Below are 21,162 nucleotides of genomic sequence, written 5' to 3'. Positions count from 1 at the left end.
GCGCCAGCTGCGGTGTCAGGTGCCTGACACTCGGTATGCGCGTTACAGGGCATAAGCATACGCGCTAGGCCTTTTCCGGTGCCAGCGCACGGCAAGCGTTGCGCTATAGATGCGCGCTGCGGCGCGGTCATCATGACGGCCAAGGAGTATCAAAAATGGAAGAAATCAGCTGGAACGACTTCATGAAGGTGGAGCTGCGTGTGGGGCGCGTGCTGCAGGCCGAGGTCTTTACCGAAGCGCGCAAGCCCGCCTACAAACTGCTGCTGGATTTGGGCCCCGAGCTGGGCCAGCGCAAGTCCAGCGCGCAGATCACCGGGCATTACCAGCCCGAGGACTTGATTGGCCGGCTGGTGGTCGCGGTGGTGAACTTTCCCAAGAAACAGATTGGCCCGTTGATGAGCGAATGTCTTGTGACCGGTTTTCACGATGCCGCAGGAGCCGTGGCACTGTGCGTGCCCGACAAGGAGGTGCCGCTGGGCACTCGTCTGCTGTAGCCTTGGCGTCTGCATGCAAAATGGCCGACAGCCCTTTTACAGACTGCGGATAATGCTATGAATATCAGCTTCAACCCTCTGGTGCGCGTGCGTACCGTCACCGCCTTCGTCAACATGCCCACCGAGCGTGCGCAGTGGCAGGCAAGTCTGAGTCAGGCCAAACAGCAATGCGATGCGGTCGCCGATGCCATTGAGGCCCAGGGCTACCGGGTGCAGTCGATTCGCATCGTGAGCAATCCGTTTGGCGAGTTCATCGATGTCTGCGGGATTGATTCGGCGCTGGCCGATTTGCAGCACATCACGCAGTTGCTGACCACCATCAATACCGGCGCGCGCCGCATTCGCTTTGCCATTGGCGAGGCGCGCAACGCACAGGAGGTAGCTCTGCTGCCCCAGCTGATTGCCGCCTATGGCGACCTGTGCAATGCCTGCGTGAATATCGACCTGGACGAGCACTGTTTTTTGCAGACCGAGCTGCTGGCCCACAGCGTGCAGGCGATTCAGGAAATTGCCCGTACCACGCCACGCGGCGAAGGCAATTTCAACTTCACGGTCAACTTCAACTGTGCGCCCGGCATTCCCTACTTTCCGGCCAGCTACCACCGCGGCCAGCACCATGGCGCGCTGGTGCTGGGTCTGGAAACGCCAGATCTCATGGTAGCTGACCTCCAGGCGCTCCAAGCCCAGCGCCAGCAGCTGGACCACGCCACCTGGTTCAGGCTGGCCTTCGAGCGCCTGAGCCAGTCGCTGACCGCGCATGCCACCGCCATCCAGCGCTGCGCCGATGGCGTGAAACTGGCCGACGGCTGGCGCATTGCGGGCATGGACACCTCGGCGGCCCCCTCCAAGTCCTGCGCCTCCATGGTCGATGTCTATCAACTGCTGGGCGTGCCCTATTTCGGCGCCAGCGGCACGGTGGAAGCCTCGGCCCTGCTGACCCGCGTGTTCAAGTCCGTCCAGGGCGTGACGCCAATTGGCTTTAGCGGCCTGATGCTGGCCGTGACCGAAGACCAAGGCCTGGCCCAGGCCAGCCTGAACAACGAGTTCGATATTCGCGCCCTACTGACTTACAGCAGCGTCTGCGGCATTGGCCTCGACACCGTGCCCGTGCCCGGCGACAGCAGCAATGAGCAGATCGCCGCCGTCATGCGCGACACAGGCACCATGGCCTACCGGCTCAACAAACCGCTGACCGTGCGCCTGTTTCCCGTACCAGGGCTAAAAGCGGGCGATAAAACCGCCTTTGAAAGCGACGACCTCTGCAACTGCGCGGTACTGGCTTTGCCTTGAATTTCATACAAAACAAGGCTCTAGCGCTTATTGATCAAGCGCTAGCAGCTATCGTTATTGATATTCCCCTACCCCGGTTCTGTTTGACCTGCCCCCATGGTCGCCAACGGGGTGCCCCCGGTAAAATTGACCCTTATGGCAAAAATTATCGTTCTGGCACTGGTGCTGCTTTTCTTTGGCTGCGGGCTGTACATGCACCTGCGCGGCAAGGTGCGCCACAAGGTGGTGAAGCAATTGTTTGATCACTCCACGTTCACAGCGCCGTTCAACGTCTTCATGCTGATGTTCAGCAAGGTGCCGCGCACGCCTTATCTGCCCACCAGCACCTTCCCCGAGCTGGCGCCGCTGCAGGCCAACTGGCGCGAGATTCGCGAGGAAGCCGTGAATCTGCAAAAGAACATGCAGATCAAGGCCGCCGCCAACAATGACGACGCGGGTTTCAACTCCTTCTTCAAGACCGGCTGGAAGCGCTTTTACCTGAAGTGGTATGGCGATGCCCACCCGTCTGCCATGGAGCTGTGCCCCAAGACCACCGCACTCGTCAAATCCATTCCCAGCATCAAGGCCGCCATGTTTGCCGAGCTGCCGCCCGGCGCCAAGCTCAATCTGCACCGCGACCCTTATGCCGGCTCGTTGCGCTACCACCTGGCTGTGCTGGCACCCAATGATGACCGCTGCATGATTGAGGTCGACGGCAAGCCCTACAGCTGGCGCGAGGGCGAAGGCGTGATCTTCGACGAGACCTATATGCACTGGGCTGAAAATCGCTCGGAAGGCAACCGCATCGTGCTGTTCTGCGATGTGGAGCGCCCCATGACCAACGGCTTTGCCCAGTGGCTCAACCACTGGCTGGGCAAGAATGTCGTGGCCGCCGCCAGCTCGCCCAATAACGAGGGCGATCCGCGCGGCATGATCAGCAAGCTGTTCAAGATCTCGTTCTACGCCGGCAAGTACCGCCGCGCGTTCCGCAGCTGGAACCCGACGTTCTACAAGATCCTCAAATTTGGATTGATGATTGGCGTGCTGGCTTTGTTTATCTGGTGGTTAATCCCCAGCTAACCATCGGTTAGAGCAAGCCCGCCAAACAAAAAGCCGCTGAGCAATGCATCAGCGGCTTTTTTTATTCCCAGCGATGGCTACAACGCCTTGCGCAGCGTCGTCGTCGGTATCTTGAGCTGCTCGCGGTACTTGGCCACCGTGCGACGCGCGCATTCAATGCCCTGCTCCTTGAGCATATCGGCCAGCTTGGCATCGGATAGCGGCTTTTTAGGACTCTCGGCATCCACAAACTGCTTGATCAGCGCCCGCACTGCGGTGCTGGAGGCGCTGCCGCCGGTCTCCGTTCCCAGACCCGAGCCAAAGAAGTATTTGAGCTCAAACGTGCCCTGCGGCGTGGCCATGTACTTGGCCGTGGTCACACGGCTGATGGTGGATTCGTGCAGGCCCAGCTGATCGGCAATATCGCGCAGCACCAGCGGGCGCATGGCCAGCTCGCCATGCACAAAGAAGTTTTTCTGCCGCTCCACAATCGCTTGCGACACGCGCAAGATGGTGTCAAAGCGCTGCTGAATGTTCTTGATGAACCAGCGCGCCTCCTGCAATTGCTGTTGCAGCGCGGCATGGCCTTCGCTGCTTTTGTGGCGGCGCAGCACGCCTGCGTAAATGTCATGCACCCGCAGGCGCGGCATCACATCGGCATTGAGCTGCACGGAAAAATCGACGCGCCCTGAGCTGACGCGCACCGGACGCACGATGACATCGGGGACGATGATATTGCGCTCCACATCCACAAAGCGGCGACCGGGGCGCGGCTCCAGCCCCGCAATAAGGCTCATGGCTTCGCGCAGCGGCTCCTCGCGCGCGCCGCACAGGCTGGTGAGCTTGCGCAGGTCGCGCCGCGCCAGCAAGTCCATGGGCTGCTTGCAAATGGCCTGCGCCAGCTTCAAGCGGTTCATGTGCGCCTCGGTCGTGCCTTCGTCCTCAGCGGTGTGAATCAAATCACGCAGCTGCAGCTGCAGGCATTCGGACAGATCACGCGCACCCACGCCCACAGGCTCCAGACTTTGCAGCAGCTTCAGCGCAATGGCAAAGCGCTGCTCCAGCTCTTCGCGCTCTTCCAGATCGTCGCCCGCCAGACTCCGGGCCAGCTCCTGCAACGGGTCTTCAAGGTAGCCGTCGTCGTTGAGCGATTCGATCAAAAAGCGTAGCGCCGCGCAGTCTTCGGCACCCAGACGCAGGCTAAGCGCTTGCCGGTGCAGAAATGCGGTCAGGCTTTCGTGCTCGCGGGCCAGATCAATGGCATCGGTTTCGCCATCACCATCGCGGTTGCGGGTGGAGCCACTGCCCGAGGGGGAGTCCCACTCGCTGCTGGATTCACCGCCCCACTCGCCATCCTGGCCGTCAATGCCGTCGGCATCCCAGTTCAGTGCTTCCGGGGTTTCGGCGCTGGGGGTCTCTGCTACAGAGTCAGTAGCTGTTTGCGCCTGTCCTGTCTCTTTTTCAGATGAAATATGGTCTGAAGCGCTGTATTCATGAGCGGTAGGCGCTATCTCCGCAGGAGCATCGCTTCCTGCATCAGCCTCATCGCCAGCGCGTTCCAGAAATGGGTTGTCGACCAGCATCTGTTCGACTTCCTGCGCCAGCTCCAGCGTGGACAGCTGCAGCAGCTGAATGGACTGCTGCAACTGCGGCGTGAGCGAGAGATGCTGCGAAACGCGTAGCGAGAGACCTGGCTTCATCAGCTAAATGCCTCCAGCCGGCGGCTGCAGCAAATGCTCGCGCCACTCAGAATTCGCCGCCGTGCGGCTTCAATGCGCTGGCCCGCAGCGCTGGTCAACGCCAGTGCCGGGGGGAATGTGAGAGAGCGAAAGCCTGCGCTCATCACATACGGAAATGTTCGCCCAGGTAGACGCGGCGCACATCGGCGTTCTCCACAATCTCCTCGGGGGTGCCTTCGGCCAGCACATGCCCATCGCTGATGATGAAAGCATGGTCGCAAATGCCCAGTGTTTCGCGCACGTTGTGGTCGGTAATCAGCACACCAATGCCGCGCTCCTTGAGGAAGCCAATGATGCGCTGAATCTCGATCACGGCAATCGGATCGATACCGGCAAAGGGTTCATCCAGCAGAATGAAACGCGGCTGAGTCGCCAGTGCACGCGCGATTTCCACGCGGCGACGCTCACCGCCGGACAGCGCCAGCGCGGGCGACTGGCGCAGGTGCTCAACGCGCAGCTCCTGCAGCAGGCCGGTCAGGCGTTTTTCGATCTCGCCCTGCGTCAGCGCCTTGCCCTGCTCGTCTTTTTGCAGCTCCAGCACGGCGCGCACATTGTCTTCCACGCTGAGCTTGCGGAAGATGGATGCTTCCTGAGGCAGATAGGACAGGCCCAGGCGCGAGCGCTGGTGAATAGGCATGCCTCCGACAGGCTGACCATCAATAAAGATCTCGCCACCATCGCTGCGCACCAGACCCACGATCATGTAAAACGATGTGGTCTTACCCGCACCATTAGGGCCGAGCAGACCGACCACCTCGCCTTTTTGCACGGACAGGGACACGTCCTTGACCACCTTGCGGCTGCCATAGGACTTGGCCAGATGCTTGGCTTCCAGACGACTCGTAGACTCGCCGGTGCGGCTGCTGGAGAAGGTGGGCTCAATCATTTCTTCTCGTCCGCCTTCTCGCCACCCAGAGTCATGCTCTGGCGCAATTGCGTAGCCGGTGTCGCAGGCTTGGGCTGAGCGCCCGGCGTGCCTTCCTTGGGTGCCATGATGGCGCGCACACGACCGCCCTGACCGATGGAAGAGCTGGGCAAGCCGCCGCTGGTCTTCTCGCCATCGACCGTATAGACGTCCGTGATGTTGTTGTAGACGATGATGGAGCCGGTGACCTGATCACTGAGCTGGCCGCCACGGTAGCGGCGCATCTCGCCACGGCGAATGAACTTGACGATATCGGCCTTGCCGTCGTACTCGATGACTTCGCCTTCGCCTTCGATGAATTCTTCAGGCTGACCCGGCACACTGTCGCGCTTCTGGCGGAAGAAGGCGCGCTTGCCCGGCTCGGCCTTGATCACTCCGAACTGGTAGCCCTCGGCATCCTGGCGCACATCCAGCTGTACGCCACGCAGCACGATGGTGCCCTTGGTCATCACCACATTACCGGTGAAGACGCTGGTCTGCTGCAGCTCGTCGTGGCGCAGCGCATCCGCCTCGATATTCATGGGCTTGGCGCTGTCGGCTTTTTCGGCATGCGTAATGCCGGTCGCTGCTGCCAGGGCGCAGGCCAGCGCAAGAGGTAGGAGTGATTTTTTCATGGAAGGCACGTTTCTTGCATCCATTGTAGTCATTCCCTTTTTAGGACTTGCGTAAAAAACACCCATAAAAAAGCCCGCACGGCGGCGGGCTTGCTAAGTATCAAGGCTTGATGACGCTAGTCACCGACCTTATGCCTTGCGGCTGGAGGCAATCAGCGCATTGACGACGCGCAGCACGTTGTCCATATTGCCGGCCTTGGTGCCGTCAGTGTAGTAGCGGCCGGCCACGCCCATGGCGGGCACACCTTCCACGTCGTACTCGTTTTGCAGCTGCGCAGCCTTGCGCGCCTGATTGGCCACAGTAAAGGAGTTGTAGACCTCCTTGAACTTGGCCACATCCACGCCTTGCTTGCCGATCCATTCAAAGATGGCATCGTCGTTCTTCAGACCGTTGCGCTCCACGTGAATGGCACGGAACACCTTGGCGTGCAGCTGGGGCAGCAGGTTCATGCCTTCCAGTGTGAAGTACAGCTTTTGCTGGGGCAGGAAGGAGGCATTGAAAGCCACAGGCACGCGGCGCACCACCACATCGGCAGGCTGGCTCTTGGCCCAGGCTTCAAACTGGGGCTCGAACGCATTGCAGTGCGGGCAGCTGTACCAGAAGAACTCGATCACCTCGACCTTGCCGGCAGGTGCGCTCACGCTGGCAGGCTTGGCGAGCTTGATGTAGTCATTGCCTTCCTTGGGGGCTGCGGCTTGGGCCCAGCTGGAGGACGTACCCAAAGTCAGGGCACCGGCAGCAGCTGCCGAAGCAGCCAGAGAGAATTCGCGACGTTTCATCTAAACAAACTCCTGTATCAGGTCTGCAGTATCAGAGCCAACAAGCTCCAAAAAGTTCAGCCAACCCTAAAACTAACAACGGGCAGGCCAGAAGCATCAAGCCAGGGCCGCCCCGCAGCGATGCTGCTGCCCCTTCGGGGGACGCGGCGCAGCCGCTCAGAGGGAAGATTATTTCCCCGACCTCACCAGCGTGGAATCCACACCAGCGCCATCGAGCTTTCCTTTGAGCTGCTCGGCGTCATCACGCTTGCTAAATGGACCCACGCGCACGCGGAAGACGGTAATACCGTTTTGCTCACGCTCGCTGATACGCGACTCCCAGCCCAGCATGGCCAGCTTGGCGCGCTGCGCTTCGGCTTCGCTCTGCCCGCGGAAAGCACCGGCCTGCACAAAGTAGTTGAAGGCAGTATCAGAGGAGCTTGGTGCCTGCGCAGCCGCTTTTTCCTTGTCAGCACGTGCTTTTTCGGCCTTTTCAGAAGCAGCAGAACGCTCCTTGACCAGATCACCCAGCGGATCGCCAGTGGCGGGCTTGCTGGGCTTTTCTTTTTCAGCCACCGGCTTTGAGGGTGTTGCTGGCACTTCAGGCGTAGTCACACCGCCCGTCGCTGTGGGCTGGGCCGCAGGCGTGGGGGGCGTTACCGTCACTTCGCTGGGCGGCTGCACAGGCGTGGCCACGGGGGGCTGCGCGGGCTGGCGGCTTTGCAGCGGGGCGTTGGGGTCCCAGTTCTTATTGCGCTCGGCCTCGGCGGCATCACGCTGGTTGTTGTTGCCGCCCTTGTTGAGGAACGGCACAGGCACCTTGGTCACATAAATGGCCACGGCCAGAGCCGCAGCCAGGCCGATAACCATGCCAAAGATAAGCCCCAGGATGGTTCCACCGCGTTGCTGGTTCTTCATATCAGTCGCTTAACGCTTTCTGCTTTGATTACATGCGCTCGGGTGCACTTACACCCAGCACGGCCAGACCATTGTGCAACACCTGAGCGGTGGCGGCGACCAGGGCCAGGCGGGCGAGCTTGACCTTTTCGTCGTCCACCAGAATGCGCTCAGCGTCGTAGTAGCTGTGATAGCTGGAAGCCAGATCACGCAAGTAGAACGTCACATCGTGCGGTGCATTGCCTTCGGCGGCGGCGGTGAGCATCTCTGGGTACTTGGCCAGCAGCAGCATCAGGGCCTGAGCCTGAGGGCCTTCCAGTGCGGACAGATCCACGTCCTTGAGCGCGGGCACGCCAGCGCCGCCAGCTTCTTGCCATGCACGCAGCACGGACTGAATACGGGCATGGGCATATTGCACGTAGTACACAGGGTTCTCGTTGTTCTGGGCCACGGCCAAGTCAACGTCAAAGGTGTACTCGGTGTCAGGCTTGCGGCTCAGCAGGAAGAAGCGCACGGCGTCCTTGCTGGTCCACTCGATCAGATCGCGCAGCGTCACGTAAGAACCTGCGCGCTTGCTGATCTTCACTTCTTCGCAATCTTTCACCACGCGAATCATGGTGTGCAGCACGTAATCGGGGTAGCCCTCTGGGATGCCCACATCGGCCGCCTGCAGGCCAGCGCGCACGCGGGCAATGGTGCCGTGGTGGTCGGTGCCCTGAATGTTCACCACCTTGGTGAAGCCGCGCTTGAACTTCTGAATGTGATAAGCCACATCAGGCACGAAGTAGGTGTAGCCGCCATCGGTCTTGCGCATCACGCGGTCTTTGTCGTCACCGTAGTCGGTGGACTTGAGCCACAGCGCACCGTCTTGTTCGTAGGTCTTGCCGTTGGCGATCAGGCGATTGACCGTCGCTTCGACATGGCCGTTTTCGTACAGGCTCGACTCGAGGTAGTACTCGTCGAACTTGAGGTGAAAGGCCTGCAAGTCCTTGTCCTGCTCGTTGCGCAGATAGGCCACGGCGAACTGGCGAATATTGTCGTAATCCTCAACATCGCCATTGGCGGTGAACTCACGGTCATCAGCCTTGATGGTTTCCTTGTTCAGGAAAGCCTTGGCGATGTCGGCAATGTAGTCACCGTTATAGAAATTCTTGGCCAGCGGGTTGTCGCTGTCAGTAGGCCAGCACTCGTCACCGGGCTTGAAGCCCTTGGCGCGCAGTTGCGTGGACTTGGTCAGGGTATCGATCTGCACGCCCGCGTCGTTGTAATAGAACTCGCGGTGTACCTTCCAGCCCTGAGTGGAGTACAGATTGCTGATGGCGTCGCCAATCGCAGCCTGACGGCCATGGCCCACATGCAATGGGCCTGTGGGGTTAGCGGAGACGAACTCGACGAGGATGTTTTCGCCGCGATCAGCCTGGTAGCCGAACTTTTCGGCCTGCGCCAGCACTTCGCGGATGATTTCCTGCTTGGCAGCGGGCTTCAAGCGAATGTTCAGAAAGCCGGGGCCGGCGATCTCGATCGCATCCACCCATTTCTGGAAAGCGGGTGTGGCTTCCAACGCGGCTTTGAGCTGCTCACCCAGAGCGCGAGGGTTCGCCTTCAGGGGCTTGGCCAGTTGCATGGCTGCCGTACAAGCGAAATCGCCATGGGCTGCCACTTTGGGGTTTTCAAACGCAGCGCGTGCGCCAGCGCCGGGCGAGAGTGTTTCGAGCTCAGCAGCCAGGGCCGCGAGCAATTCTTGTTTGACGGAAAGCATCCGGTGATTTTACGTGGCTGCCTTGATCTGCGCAGCTAAGCTGGATTGCAGGGACGCAACAAGTCGTTGCAGCCCCACAAAATTACATGCCGCGCGCCCAGAAGACGGCGACGATGGCAATCACCGGCACCAGATGGCTTTGCCACATCACCCACTTGCGGGTTTGCTTGACTTCTTCGGGAGCGGGCAACTGGCCGGTGGCGTCCAGCGCCTTCTTCCAGCGGCGGAAGGTAAAAGTGGGCTTGAGCGAGAGCAGCACGGCGATGACGAACAGGGTCATCTTGATATGAAACAGCGGCGATGCCACATAGCCGCCCATGCCCTTGACGCCCCAGACCAGACGCGCAATACCGGTCAGCAGCAGCACGATGGCGGCAATGCCGTAAATCATGTCCAGCCTGGCAAGGCGCTGCACTACGGCGGCGTTCATCCACTCCACCCGGCACAAAGCGGCTTGGCTGGAGAGAAACACCACCAGCGTCAAAATAGCCAGCAGGTGGGCGCTGGCGAGAACGGCTTCAAAGGTCATGACTCAGCGGAGGAATGCTCATCAAACCCTGCCGAAACATTCCGCAGGGGCGACGAATGCATGCTCCGCCCTCCTTACCTTTGCATCATGCCAGCAAGCCGTTGCGGAAAAATTCCGGCTGGTTGTAGTGATGCTTGAGGTAGTCAATCCACATGCGCACGCGCAAAGGCATGTGCTTGCGCTGAGGGAAGACCACGAAGATGCCGTTGGGCGGTGCGGCGAAATCTTCCAGCACGGGCACGAGGCGGCCTGCGGCAATTTCAGCCTCCACCTCCCAGGTGCTGCGCCAGGCAATGCCCCAGCCGCCAAGGCACCAGTCGTGCAATACCTGACCGTCGGAGCAGTCCAGCGGGCCGCCCGGCTTGAAGTGCACCACTTCGCTGCTGCCGCTTTCAGGGTGAGGAATGCGGAAGGCCCAGCCGCGCGTCTGCGATGCGTCCGACGACAGTGTCAGGCAGTCGTGCTGCGTCAGTTCGCTGGGGTGCTTGGGCGTGCCGCGGCGATCCAGATAGGCGGGCGTAGCCACGCACAGGCGGCGGTTGTCCGCAATGCGCACGCTGACCAGAGCCGAGTCGGGCAGGTCACCCACGCGCACAGCGCAGTCAAAACCTTCACCGGCCAGATCGACCACGCGGTCGCTCAGATTCAGCGAAATGGTGACATCGGGGTGCAGATCGCGGAAACGCGGCACCAGCGGTGCGACGTGGCGACGGCCGAAGCCGGCAGGGGCGGTGATGCGCAGATGGCCCGTGGCCTTGACGCCGCCGGCGGAAACGCTGGCCTCGGCATTGCACACATCGGAGAGCAGGCGCTGGCAATCTTCCAGAAACGCGCTGCCTTCGTGGGTGAGCGAGATGCGGCGCGTGGTACGCACCATGAGCTTCACGCCCAGATGCTCTTCCAGAGCATCCAGTCGGCGTCCCATGATGGCGGGCGCTACGCCTTCGGCCTTGGCGGCAGCCGTCAAGCTGCCTCGGGTCGCTACTGATACAAAAGACTCAAATGCTTTGAGTTTGTCCATGACCGCTGCTCCTGTCTTATCCGTGTTGTCTCCTGTGTCAGCTGGGCGCTTTATTAAAAAAAAGAGCGCCCACCGCACAAGCAGCCTTGATTATTTAAATGTTTTTAGCGAAAGTCCTTTAAGCAAGAGCGCTAGCTGCTATCACTTTTACCAGTGCGCAATCAGTGCTACATGCCTGTCACCTGTGTGACTATATTTCGATATAGCCTAACTATAAGTCACAAATTGCAAAGGAATCTTTAGTCTTTATATACCTTTATAGCAAAATTTGCCGTTTTCCCTAGGTAGGGAATATCGCTTATTCGCCTGCGCCATGAGCTTGCAGGCCAGCGGCGCCTTTAAATCGATGAGTTGTAAAACACATTTACACGATCGGCACTACCCGAAGTCATGACCTCTTCACCTCTGTCTGCCAACCCTTGCGTGCTCCCCGCCCAGCTCGTCGACTTGCTGGGCCAGTCCGGTCAAGGCTATGCAATCTGGAATGCTGAAGGTCATCTGCTTATGGCTACGCCCGCGTGGTGCCAGTGGTTTGACGTACCGCCAGACAGCGCCACAGGCCAGCCTCTGCAGCCCTTGCTCAGTGATGCCGTCTGGCAAACCCACAGCCCGCGCTTTACCGCCGCAGGCAAAGGCCAGCGACAGGAATACGACGACACCCGGCACGACGACTTTGGTGCCCAACGCCACCGCCGCATACAGCTCACCCCCGGCGCTGCAGATGCGCAGGGCCGGCACGAGGTGCTGATGACGCTGAACGATGTGGGCCGCGAATATGCGCGCGGCACCGTCATCACACGCCAGCACGAGCAGTTGAAGTCCTTGCAGGAGCAGTTGCGCAGCCACCGTGACGATGATGCTGAGCTGGAAAAGCTGCGCACCCTGCTGGACTGGCGCACTGCCATGCTGACCGAGCACAACGAGATGCTGCAACTGCTCTCGCACGAGATTCGCCAGCCACTGAACAATGCATCGGCGGCCATGCAGGCCACACTCAAAGCCATTGACGACCTGCACCTGGCCGACGCCACCCCCGCCACCAAAGCCTTGCTACGCGCCGAGCATGTGCTGCAGCAAGTGATTGGTACGCTGGACAACACACTGGCCGCTGGCACCATTCTGGCCGTGGGCGGCAAGGCCGGTGCATCGAGCGAAACCGATCTCCCCACCCTCATCAAGCTGGTGCTGCACGATATTGCGGCTGACCTGCGCCCGCGCATTGATGTGCAGTGGCAGGCCCAGCCACGCACCGTACAGCTGCACCCGGCGCTGATGCGGCTGACCATTCGCAATCTGCTGCACAACGCACTGGCCTACGCCCCGGCAGAAACGCAGGTGGCGCTGCGTATTTCAGAATCTGACGAGCCACTGGCCCTGATTCTGGAAGTGATTGACCAAGGCCCAGGCATTCCGGCAGAACTGCTGCCTCGCCTGTTCGACAAAGGCTCGCGCGGCAATCACAGCCACAACCGTCCGGGCGCGGGACTGGGCCTGTTCATCGTGCGTTCCGTGCTCCAGTTACACCAAGGTACAGTAGAGGCACTGCCTCTCAGCCCGCATGGCACGGTCATGCGTCTGATCATCCCCCAAGGTCTTGCTGAATAAGAACCGCCGCCATGCTGCCTGCCACCCTTGCTCTGGTTGACGACGACACCGAATACTGTGAATTTCTGGCCCAGCATCTGCGCAGCCAGGGCATAGCTGTCACCGCCTACAGCGACAGCAGCGACCTGCTGGCCGATGTCGCCCCTTACCGCTTTGACTTTTATGTGCTCGACCTGATGCTGCCGGGGGTGGACGGCACCGAGCTGATCCGCATCATCCGCAAACGTACACAGGCCGGAGTGCTCATCGTTTCAGGGCGACTGGGGCCCGAAGTATTTGCCGAAGTCATCAACGCCGGTGCCGACATGTATTTGACCAAGCCTGTGACCTTTGAGCAGGTGGAACTGGCCGTACGCGCCGTACATCGCCGCATCATGACCACGGCCAAGACGGCCACGGCCTGGAAGCTGGACAGCCGACGCAGCGTACTGACTGCGCCCGATGGGCAGTCCGTAGAACTGAGTGCCACAGACCGGATGCTGATGGAATGTTTTTTGCAGGCGCAGGGCGAAACCGTCAGCCGCGACCACATTCGCAGTCTGCTCGGTCACACCAGTGCTGCCGATTCAGACAACAGCCTGCACGCGACCATATACCGCCTGCGCCGCCGCATTGAACGCGCAACGCCTGTGGCCGTACCGCTGCAGTCGCAGCAAAAAGTGGGCTACCAGTTCCGAGCCCCACTGATTGCGGCTTGAGTTAGCACCCAAAAACAAAAACGGACCCAAGGGTCCGTTTTTTGTTGGCTCATTAGTTTCAGCCAAGCGCGAAGCTTACATTTCCATCTTGGACTCAACGTCCGCAATCTTGCGGCGTGCCAGAGCCAGGTTGGCGCGGCTGCTGTCCAGCACGTAATAGATGAAGATGCCGTTGATCTTTTCTGCAGGGCGCAGGATGTGGTATTGACGGCCCAACGTAATCAGAATGTCTTCGATGCTGTCGTTCAGACCCAGAGACTTCATGGTCTTCATCTTGGCGCGCACCACTTCGGTGTTACCTGCAGCCGCCAATTCCAGATCCACACCGCTACCGATGCTACCCAGCAGCATGCCGCTGTTGTAGTCCACCGCCGCCGCGCACAGAGCGCCATCCAGGGTCATCAAATCTTGCAAGCTATCGTTCAAATTCGCCATCGGGGGCTCCTTGGTAAAAATTGACTGACAAAAATCAAAGAATGATCAACTGGTTGCAAGTTTAACAAATCATTTCTGATTTCGATTGTCAATTTATGACAGACAAGAACCCGCGTTACGCGAGTACACGCTTACTTAAATCTCACTAACTCACCTGCAAAAATACCTATCAAACAAAGTCTTAGCCCAATAAAAGATAGCGTTTGAAGCTACTCTTTCAGGAGTCTGTCTGTATCCAGCACGCCTTCAGTCTGTAACGCCAGAGTTGCACTCTGCCGATTCATGCCAGTCAAGAGGAATCAGAACTGATCAACATCATGATTTCGGTGGGTAAAACGCATAAATCCGGCAGACTCCATATAAAAACATCATGAGTTCCGAACTATTTAGGCTCTTTATGTACTGAAAGAATTCAAATAAAGTCCTCCTACATGCTGCCCTTCATGGGCACCGACTCCTGAATATCTGAGACATCAATCGAGGTTCCACATGACTGATCGCACCCAAGTCCACGGCCTGCAAGTCGCCACCGAGCTGTACAACTTTGTGAACGCCCAAGTGCTGCCCGGCACTGGTGTAGATCAAGAAGCCTTCTGGAAGGGCTTCGACCAGATCGTGGCCGACCTGGCCCCCAAGAATGCCGCTCTGCTGGCCGAGCGTGATCGCCTGCAAGTCGAGCTGGACACCTGGCACAAAGCCAACCCCGGCCCCATCACCGACATGGTGGCCTACCGCAAATTTCTGACGACCATCGGTTATCTGGTCGAGTCGCCTAAGGACGCCAAGGCCACGACCGAGAACGTCGATGCCGAACTGGCCGTCCAGGCTGGCCCCCAGCTGGTCGTGCCTATTCTGAACGCCCGCTACGCACTGAACGCCGCGAACGCCCGTTGGGGCTCGCTGTACGACGCTCTGTACGGCACGGATGTGATCAGCGAAGAAGGCGGCGCCGAGAAGAGCAAGGGCTATAACCCTGTGCGCGGTGCCAAGGTGATTGCATTCGCCCGCGACTTCCTGGATCAGGCTGCGCCTCTGGCAAGCGGCTCGCACAAAGACTCCACAGGCTACGCTGTAGAAGGCGGCAAGCTGGTCGTGTCGTTGAAGGACGGTAGCAAGACCTGCCTGAAGGACGAAGCCAAGTTCGTCGGCTACCAAGGCGATGCAGCAGCGCCCACTTCCGTGCTGCTGAAGAACAACGGCATTCACGCCGACATCATCATCAACAAATCCACACCCATCGGCAGCACCGATGCAGCAGGTGTGTCCGACGTGGTGCTGGAAGCGGCTCTGTCCACCATTCTGGACCTGGAAGACTCCGTGGCCGCCGTGGATGCCGAAGACAAGATCAACGGCTACGCCAACTGGCTGGGCATTCTCAAGGGCACGCTGACCGAATCCTTTGACAAGGGCGGCAAGACCGTGACCCGCGGCCTGAACGCAGACCGCGAATACACCGGTGCCGACGGCCAGAGCGTGAAGCTGCATGGCCGCTCGCTGATGTTTGTGCGCAACGTCGGTCACCTGATGACCAACCCCGCCATTCTGTGGGGCGCTGAAGCCAAGGAAATCCCCGAAGGCATCATGGACGCCATGGTGACCACGGCCATCGCCATTCATGACCTCAAGGGCGGTGCCAACGGCATCAAGAACAGCCGCACCGGCAGCGTCTACATCGTCAAGCCCAAGATGCACGGCCCTGCCGAAGCCGGCTTTGCCAACGAGCTGTTTGGCCGCGTGGAAAAAGTGCTGGGCCTGCCAGAGAACACCGTCAAGCTGGGCATCATGGACGAAGAGCGCCGCACCAGCGTGAACCTGAAGGCAGCGATTGCCGCTGCGCCTGCGCGCGTTGCGTTCATCAACACCGGCTTCCTGGACCGCACGGGCGATGAAATGCACACCGCCATGTACGCCGGCCCCATGGTTCGCAAGGCCGATATGAAGACCTGCGCCTGGCTGCCTGCCTATGAAAAGAGCAATGTGCTGGTCGGCCTCTCCATGGGCCTGCGCGGCCGCGCTCAGATCGGCAAGGGCATGTGGGCCATGCCCGACCTGATGAAGGCCATGCTGGAGCAGAAGATTGCTCAGCCCAAGGCCGGTGCCAACACCGCCTGGGTGCCCTCGCCCACCGGCGCGACACTGCACGCTCTGCACTACCACCAGATCAACGTGGCCGAAGTGCAAAAGGGTCTGGAAAGCCCCAACGCCGACGCGGAGTGCGACGACCTGCTGAACGCCATTCTGCAAGTGCCCGTTTCCACCAACCCCGTGTGGTCTGATGCTGAAAAGCAGCAGGAAGTGGACAACAACGTACAGGGCATTCTGGGCTACGTGGTGCGCTGGATTGACCAGGGCGTAGGCTGCTCCAAGGTGCCCGACATTCACAACGTGGGCCTGATGGAAGACCGCGCCACGCTGCGTATCTCCAGCCAGCACATCGCCAACTGGCTGCAGCACGGCATCGTGACCGAAGCTATGGTGCGCGACAGCTATGCCCGCATGGCCAAGATCGTGGACGAGCAAAACGCTGGCGACGCTCTGTACAAGAGCCTGGCGGCCAACCCCGATGGCGCTGCTTACCAAGCCGCTCTGGATCTGGTATTCAAGGGCAAGGAACAGCCTTCGGGTTACACCGAACCCCTGCTGCACGCCTGGCGTCTGAAGGTCAAGGCTGGCCAGTAAAACTATCAAATAGATAGCTGTATCCGCCCGCTCTTGATGTTTTCAGAGATTGTTATCTCTGAAAACTCAATGAAACAAGGCGCACACAGCTATCAAATTTGCTTGGTCATCAATGCACTTCCCCGGAAGTGCATTTTTTTATGTCTGCGAGAATCCCGGACGTTTCTCCAGCATCAAGCGGTAAAGCGCCTGCGCTGCAAGCGACAGGCTGCGCTCTCGCCGCCGCACCAGATAGATTTGTCTGTCCATGCCCGGCAAAGATAGCGGCCGCGTGATCAAGCCCGGCTTGTCGAAATGAAACAGCGACAGCGCCGGCACCACGCTGATGCCCAGACCCGCATGCACCAGGCCCATCACCGTGGCCAGTTGCTCCACTTCGACCAGGGTATGCATGCTCTGCGGAAAAAAAGCGGCATCCAGGTACTGGCGCACGCTGCTGTGGCGTGCCAGATGCACAAAAGGCCACGGCAGCAGATCGGCAACGCCTAGCGTCTCTTGCCCCGCTAGGGGATGGTCTTCACGGCAGACCAGGTGAAAGTCGTCGCTGCAAAACAGCTCGGCCTGCAGATCGGGCGTGTCGGCACGGATGGCTGCCAGCGCAAAGTCGGCCTCGCCATTGCCCACGGCGGCAATACAGGGCTCGGAAAGCACATCCAGCACGGCCACTTCCACCCCGGGGTGCTGACCCAGAAACTGCTGCAGAACATCGGGCAGCCAGCCTGCGGCCAGCGATGGCAACAAGGCCACGGCCACACGGCCCTGGGCCAGCAAAGCCGTATCGCGCATGGCTTTTTCACAGGCTTGCAGCTCGGCCTGTATGCGCAAGGCGGAATGCAGAAAACGCTCGCCCTCAGGCGTCAGTTGCACATGGCGCGTGCTGCGGTCAAACAGCTTGAGACAGACGCTGTCTTCCAGGGACTTGATCAAGGCACTGAAGGCGGGCTGGGACAGATGGCAATGGCTGGCCGCGCGGGTGAAGTTTTTCAGCTCCACCAGCGCCAGAAAAGCCTGAATCGTCCGTGTCGATAGATTCATCTGCGATGCAAATCAATTGATCTCAATAATCGATTTTACTGCTGATATCGCTTTACCTATAGTGGATCGCAGGAGACAACACCGTGACCCCAACCCCATCCCAAGCACCGTTGCTGATTGGCTGCGCCGCCGGATTTTCCGGTGACCGCACCGATGCAGCAGGCCCGGTCGTACAGGAGCTGATTCGCCAGGCCAAGCCCGCCGTGCTGATTTTCGAAACCCTGGCCGAGCGCACTCTGGCCCTGGCCCAGCTGGCGCGCCAAAGCGACCCCGATGCGGGCTTTGAGCCGCTGATGCTGGATTTTCTGCGCCCGGTGCTGGGCGACTGCCTGCAGCACGGCATTCGCATCGTCAGCAATTTCGGGGCAGCCAACCCCGCAGGTGCGGCCCGTGCCATTGCCGGCTTGGCGCAAGAACTAGGCCTCAAAACGCCGCGCATTGCCGTGGTGCAAGGCGATGATTTGAGTGCGCCCGAGCATCGCCCTTTGCTGCAAGCAGCGCTGGCCCAGCGCATGCCCAGCCAGCCCTTGGTCAGCGCCAATGCCTATATAGGCGCGCGTCCGATTGCCGATGCGCTGCAGGCCGGTGCCGATATCGTGGTCTGCGGCCGGGTGGCCGACCCCTCCCTGGTCGTCGGCCCGGCCATGGCCCACTTTGGCTGGGCCTGGGATGACTGGAACCGACTGGCCCGCGCCACCATGGCTGGCCATCTGCTTGAGTGCGGTACCCAGGTCAGCGGCGGCTACTTCGCCGACCCTGGCTACAAAGATGTGCCAGGCATGGATCAGCTGGGCTACCCGATTGCCGAGATCGATGCCGACGGCCATTGCAGCATTTTCAAACCTCAGGGCACGGGTGGCTGCATCAGCACGGCCACCATCAAGGAGCAATTGCTCTACGAAATCCACGATCCCGCCCAGTACTTCACTCCTGATGTCGTGGCCAATATCACGCAAGCGGAAGTCATTGCCCTGGCACCCAACCGGGTGCGCCTGCAAGGGGTGATAGGCCATGCGCGGCCAGCCACGCTCAAGGTCAACGTCTGCTATGCCACGGGCTGGTTTGCCGAGGGCGAAATCTCCTATGCCGGCCCACGCGCTGCCGAGCGTGCCCGCCTGGCCGGTCAGACCATTGCGCAGCGCCTCGCGGGCATCGCCGCGCTGCGCACCGACTTGATTGGCGTCACCAGCGTCTGGGGCAATGATGCCAGCGACTGGCTGAGCCACACCGACCTCAGCCAGGCGACTGCCGATGTGCGCCTTCGCATGGCCTGGCAGCACGAGGAGCACGCCACCGCTGCCCGCCTGCCGCGCGAAATCAATGCCTTGTACTGCTGCGGCCCCGCCGGTGGCGGCGGCGTGCGCACCCATATGCGCCAGCGCCTGGGCCTGACCTCCTGCCTGGTAGCGCAGGAACAGATCCGTACCGGATTCATCTGGGCCGAAGCGCAAACAGCCCAGAACGCCAAGGAGGCTAGCCATGTCTGAGGCCTGCAACACCATCGCCATTCCACTATACCGCCTGGCCCACGGCCGCACCGGCGACAAAGGCAACCGTTCCAATATCAGCGTCATTACCTGGCACCCCGAGTTCTGGGAGCTGATCTGCGAACAGGTCACCGAGGATGCGACTCGCGCACTGTTTGCCGACCGCCGCCCCAGCCAGGTCAAGCGCTATCTGCTGCCCCAGCTACAGGCCATGAATCTGGTGCTGGACGATGTGCTGGATGGCGGCGTCAACGATGCTCTCAATCTCGACAGTCATGGCAAGACCCTGTGCTATCGCGTGCTGCAAATGCCCATCCACATCCCTGCCAAACATATGCCGCGGCTGCGGCCCCATTTCGCCGGCCCGGCCGACAACGAATAGACGACATAGATCGCCTCGACCTTTCCACAACAAACATCCGATCAGGAGACAAACCATGACCTCTTTCACCAAACGCGGCCTGCTGGTCAGCAGCATCGCCCTCGCCTTTGCGCCCACGGTTTTTGCGCAAAGCGACTACCCGAGCAAGCCCATCACCTTTGTCGTGCCCTTTGCAGCAGGCAGCGCCACGGACCAGCTGGCTCGCGCACTGGGCCAGTCCATCACCGAGAAAACCAAGCAGCCCGTCGTGGTCGAAAACAAGGGCGGAGCCAGCGGCATGATTGCCGCCCAGGCCGTGGCCAAGGCACCGGCCGATGGCTATACCGTGCTGATCACCACCAACACCACGCATGCGGCCAACGAACATTTGTACAAAAAGCTGTCCTATGACCCGGTCAAGGACTTCGCCCCGCTGTCCGGTCTGGGCAAGGGCGGTCAGGTGCTGGTCGTACCGGCCGGCGCGCCTTATAAATCGGTGGGCGAGCTGGTGGCCTTCGCCAAGGCCAACCCCGGCAAGCTGAGCTTTGGCAGCGGCAGCTCGTCAAGCCGTGTGGCCGGCGAAATGCTCAAGCAGCTGGCGGGCGTGGATATCTTGCATGTGCCCTACAAAAGCAACCCACTGGCGATTACCGACCTGCTGGGCGGACAGATCAATCTGATGATCACCGATGTCTCCACCGGCGTGCCTCAGATCAAGGCCGGCAAGCTGCGCGCCCTGGGGTACTCCACGCAAAAGCGCAGTGCCCAGCTGCCCGATGTGCCCACCATTGCCGAAGCCGGTGTCAAAGGCTATGACATGGGTTACTGGTTTGCAGCCTATGCCCCAACCAATACGCCCGCCCCCGTGGTCGCCAAGCTCAACCAGTTGCTGAACAGCGCCGTGGCCAGCAGCGCAGCCAAGTCGTTCTTCGACATGTCGGGCTCCGAACCCTGGACCACCACGCCGCAAGAGCTGTCGCAGTTCCAGGCGGCAGAAACGCAAAAATGGGGCAAGGTGATCAAAGCTGCAGGCATTACGCCCGAATAACTGGCGTCGTTCACAGTTCGGTCACACCCGCTGCGGCGTGCCTAAAAGCAGTGAATTGGTCACTTCTGTTTTCAGAGCATCAACTGCTTGCCACTCATAAGCCCCACATATACTTTTAGTGGGATTGATTGATTTGCAAGCGCAAGCAGCTATCAAAAATGCACTCCATGCCACTACATCGAGTGCATTTTTATTGGACGCGGCGGGGTTGATGCGGCACGGCTTCTACACTGACGCCATGCCAAGCAATACGCCTCTCGATCCCAGCCTCTGCCCGCTATGTGGTCAGGCCAACCAGTGCGCCATTACCACTGGCCTGCCGCCAGAAAGCTGCTGGTGCATGCAGACCCCGGTGTCGCAAGATGCACTGGCCCAGCTGCCGCCTGAAGCGCGCGGCAAGGCCTGTATCTGCCCGGTCTGCGCCCAGCCCGCAAAGCCCGATTTCACGACCGACTGACTCTGCGGCGCATCTTTGCGCAGGTCAGGCACCCAACTACCCAGGAGACCTTGATGCCCACCTATCGCATTGAACTGTTTGAAGGCCGCAGCGTTGATGAAAAGCGCAAGCTGGCCGAGGCCATCACCCGCGTGACCACCGAAGTGCTGGGCAGCTCGCCCGAGTCCGTGGACATCATCATTACCGACGTGCCGCGCCACAACTGGGCCACGGCGGGCAAGCTCTGGTCAGAGCAGAGCTGAGCTGAGAGCCGCAGATCGCGTGACAAGCAGCCCTAGGGCTGCTTTTTTTG

The 21,162-nt window shown here is 60.2% G+C and carries 21 protein-coding genes; 11 read left to right on the top strand and 10 right to left on the bottom strand.

Going from position 1 to position 21,162, the window contains the following annotated elements:
* Window positions 1-155: 155 nt before the first annotated feature.
* From CLU84_RS00180 to CLU84_RS00170, 3 genes are all read left to right on the top strand, one after another.
* The gene (locus CLU84_RS00180; RefSeq protein ID WP_099735386.1) at window positions 156-494 is read left to right on the top strand and encodes a tRNA-binding protein; all 339 of its coding nucleotides are present in this window, start codon (window positions 156-158) and stop codon (window positions 492-494) included.
* Window positions 495-551: 57 nt separating this feature from the next.
* Window positions 552-1,784, top strand: coding sequence for a DUF711 family protein (locus CLU84_RS00175; protein WP_099735385.1), 1,233 nt, complete (start codon window positions 552-554; stop codon window positions 1,782-1,784).
* A gap of 135 nt (window positions 1,785-1,919) precedes the next feature.
* The gene (locus CLU84_RS00170) at window positions 1,920-2,843 is read left to right on the top strand and encodes an aspartyl/asparaginyl beta-hydroxylase domain-containing protein (RefSeq protein ID WP_099735384.1); all 924 of its coding nucleotides are present in this window, start codon (window positions 1,920-1,922) and stop codon (window positions 2,841-2,843) included.
* A 77-nt stretch (window positions 2,844-2,920) separates the two neighbouring features.
* Here the strand turns inward: CLU84_RS00170 and CLU84_RS00165 are convergent, their stop codons facing one another.
* The 8 genes from CLU84_RS00165 to CLU84_RS00130 form a co-directional block, all read right to left on the bottom strand.
* Complete coding sequence (locus CLU84_RS00165) at window positions 2,921-4,522, bottom strand: RNA polymerase factor sigma-54 (protein WP_099735383.1); 1,602 nt, start codon at window positions 4,520-4,522, stop codon at window positions 2,921-2,923.
* 142 nt (window positions 4,523-4,664) lie between these two features.
* On the bottom strand, window positions 4,665-5,447 hold the full coding sequence (gene lptB / locus CLU84_RS00160) for an LPS export ABC transporter ATP-binding protein (RefSeq protein ID WP_099735382.1): 783 nt from the start codon (window positions 5,445-5,447) through the stop codon (window positions 4,665-4,667).
* Window positions 5,444-6,100, bottom strand: a complete 657-nt coding sequence (lptA, locus tag CLU84_RS00155; protein WP_099735381.1) for a lipopolysaccharide transport periplasmic protein LptA — start codon at window positions 6,098-6,100, stop codon at window positions 5,444-5,446. Before lptA ends, lptB begins: the two co-directional genes overlap by 4 nt.
* A gap of 129 nt (window positions 6,101-6,229) precedes the next feature.
* On the bottom strand, window positions 6,230-6,880 hold the full coding sequence (locus tag CLU84_RS00150) for a thiol:disulfide interchange protein DsbA/DsbL (protein WP_099735380.1): 651 nt from the start codon (window positions 6,878-6,880) through the stop codon (window positions 6,230-6,232).
* Between the two features lie 168 nt (window positions 6,881-7,048).
* Window positions 7,049-7,777 carry an SPOR domain-containing protein gene (locus tag CLU84_RS00145; protein WP_099735379.1) on the bottom strand — a complete coding sequence of 243 codons (729 nt, stop codon included), beginning with the start codon at window positions 7,775-7,777 and terminating at the stop codon, window positions 7,049-7,051.
* Window positions 7,778-7,805: 28 nt separating this feature from the next.
* On the bottom strand, window positions 7,806-9,515 hold the full coding sequence (gene argS, locus CLU84_RS00140) for an arginine--tRNA ligase (RefSeq protein WP_099735378.1): 1,710 nt from the start codon (window positions 9,513-9,515) through the stop codon (window positions 7,806-7,808).
* Between the two features lie 82 nt (window positions 9,516-9,597).
* Window positions 9,598-10,044 carry a DUF2214 family protein gene (locus CLU84_RS00135; RefSeq protein ID WP_099735377.1) on the bottom strand — a complete coding sequence of 149 codons (447 nt, stop codon included), beginning with the start codon at window positions 10,042-10,044 and terminating at the stop codon, window positions 9,598-9,600.
* 85 nt (window positions 10,045-10,129) lie between these two features.
* The gene (locus tag CLU84_RS00130) at window positions 10,130-11,065 is read right to left on the bottom strand and encodes a LysR family transcriptional regulator (RefSeq protein ID WP_099735376.1); all 936 of its coding nucleotides are present in this window, start codon (window positions 11,063-11,065) and stop codon (window positions 10,130-10,132) included.
* Between the two features lie 390 nt (window positions 11,066-11,455).
* On the opposite strand from CLU84_RS00130, the gene CLU84_RS00125 reads away from it, so the two are divergent.
* Both CLU84_RS00125 and CLU84_RS00120 read left to right on the top strand, forming a co-directional pair.
* Complete coding sequence (locus tag CLU84_RS00125) at window positions 11,456-12,670, top strand: PAS domain-containing sensor histidine kinase (protein WP_099735375.1); 1,215 nt, start codon at window positions 11,456-11,458, stop codon at window positions 12,668-12,670.
* Between the two features lie 11 nt (window positions 12,671-12,681).
* The gene (locus tag CLU84_RS00120) at window positions 12,682-13,368 is read left to right on the top strand and encodes a response regulator transcription factor (RefSeq protein ID WP_099735374.1); all 687 of its coding nucleotides are present in this window, start codon (window positions 12,682-12,684) and stop codon (window positions 13,366-13,368) included.
* Window positions 13,369-13,443: 75 nt separating this feature from the next.
* Here CLU84_RS00120 and CLU84_RS00115 read toward each other — a convergent pair whose 3' ends face one another.
* On the bottom strand, window positions 13,444-13,803 hold the full coding sequence (locus CLU84_RS00115; RefSeq protein WP_099735373.1) for a hypothetical protein: 360 nt from the start codon (window positions 13,801-13,803) through the stop codon (window positions 13,444-13,446).
* Window positions 13,804-14,292: 489 nt separating this feature from the next.
* Here CLU84_RS00115 and CLU84_RS00110 point away from each other — a divergent pair, with 489 nt between their 5' ends.
* Window positions 14,293-16,482 (top strand): malate synthase G, encoded by a 2,190-nt coding sequence (locus tag CLU84_RS00110; RefSeq protein WP_099735372.1) that lies wholly within the window; start codon window positions 14,293-14,295, stop codon window positions 16,480-16,482.
* A 138-nt stretch (window positions 16,483-16,620) separates the two neighbouring features.
* On the opposite strand, the gene CLU84_RS00105 is transcribed toward CLU84_RS00110, so the two are convergent.
* Window positions 16,621-17,517 (bottom strand): LysR family transcriptional regulator, encoded by an 897-nt coding sequence (locus tag CLU84_RS00105; RefSeq protein WP_099735371.1) that lies wholly within the window; start codon window positions 17,515-17,517, stop codon window positions 16,621-16,623.
* A gap of 83 nt (window positions 17,518-17,600) precedes the next feature.
* Here CLU84_RS00105 and CLU84_RS00100 point away from each other — a divergent pair, with 83 nt between their 5' ends.
* The 5 genes from CLU84_RS00100 (at window position 17,601) to CLU84_RS00080 (ending at window position 21,112) form a co-directional block, all read left to right on the top strand.
* Window positions 17,601-19,004 (top strand): acyclic terpene utilization AtuA family protein, encoded by a 1,404-nt coding sequence (locus tag CLU84_RS00100; protein ID WP_099735370.1) that lies wholly within the window; start codon window positions 17,601-17,603, stop codon window positions 19,002-19,004.
* Entirely contained in the window at window positions 18,997-19,386 is a 390-nt protein-coding gene (locus tag CLU84_RS00095) for a hypothetical protein (RefSeq protein ID WP_099735369.1), read from the top strand. The genes CLU84_RS00100 and CLU84_RS00095 overlap by 8 nt, the downstream gene beginning before the upstream one ends.
* A gap of 55 nt (window positions 19,387-19,441) precedes the next feature.
* Window positions 19,442-20,413 carry a tripartite tricarboxylate transporter substrate binding protein gene (locus tag CLU84_RS00090; protein WP_099735368.1) on the top strand — a complete coding sequence of 324 codons (972 nt, stop codon included), beginning with the start codon at window positions 19,442-19,444 and terminating at the stop codon, window positions 20,411-20,413.
* A gap of 238 nt (window positions 20,414-20,651) precedes the next feature.
* Entirely contained in the window at window positions 20,652-20,870 is a 219-nt protein-coding gene (locus CLU84_RS00085; protein ID WP_099737771.1) for a cysteine-rich CWC family protein, read from the top strand.
* A gap of 53 nt (window positions 20,871-20,923) precedes the next feature.
* Window positions 20,924-21,112: a 4-oxalocrotonate tautomerase gene (locus CLU84_RS00080; protein ID WP_099735367.1), complete on the top strand. Its 189-nt coding sequence runs from the start codon at window positions 20,924-20,926 to the stop codon at window positions 21,110-21,112.
* Window positions 21,113-21,162 lie beyond the last annotated feature (50 nt).

The organism is Comamonas sp. 26, assembly GCF_002754475.1.
Lineage (GTDB): Bacteria > Pseudomonadota > Gammaproteobacteria > Burkholderiales > Burkholderiaceae_C > Comamonas.
This window is presented reverse-complemented; position numbering and strand designations above follow the sequence as displayed.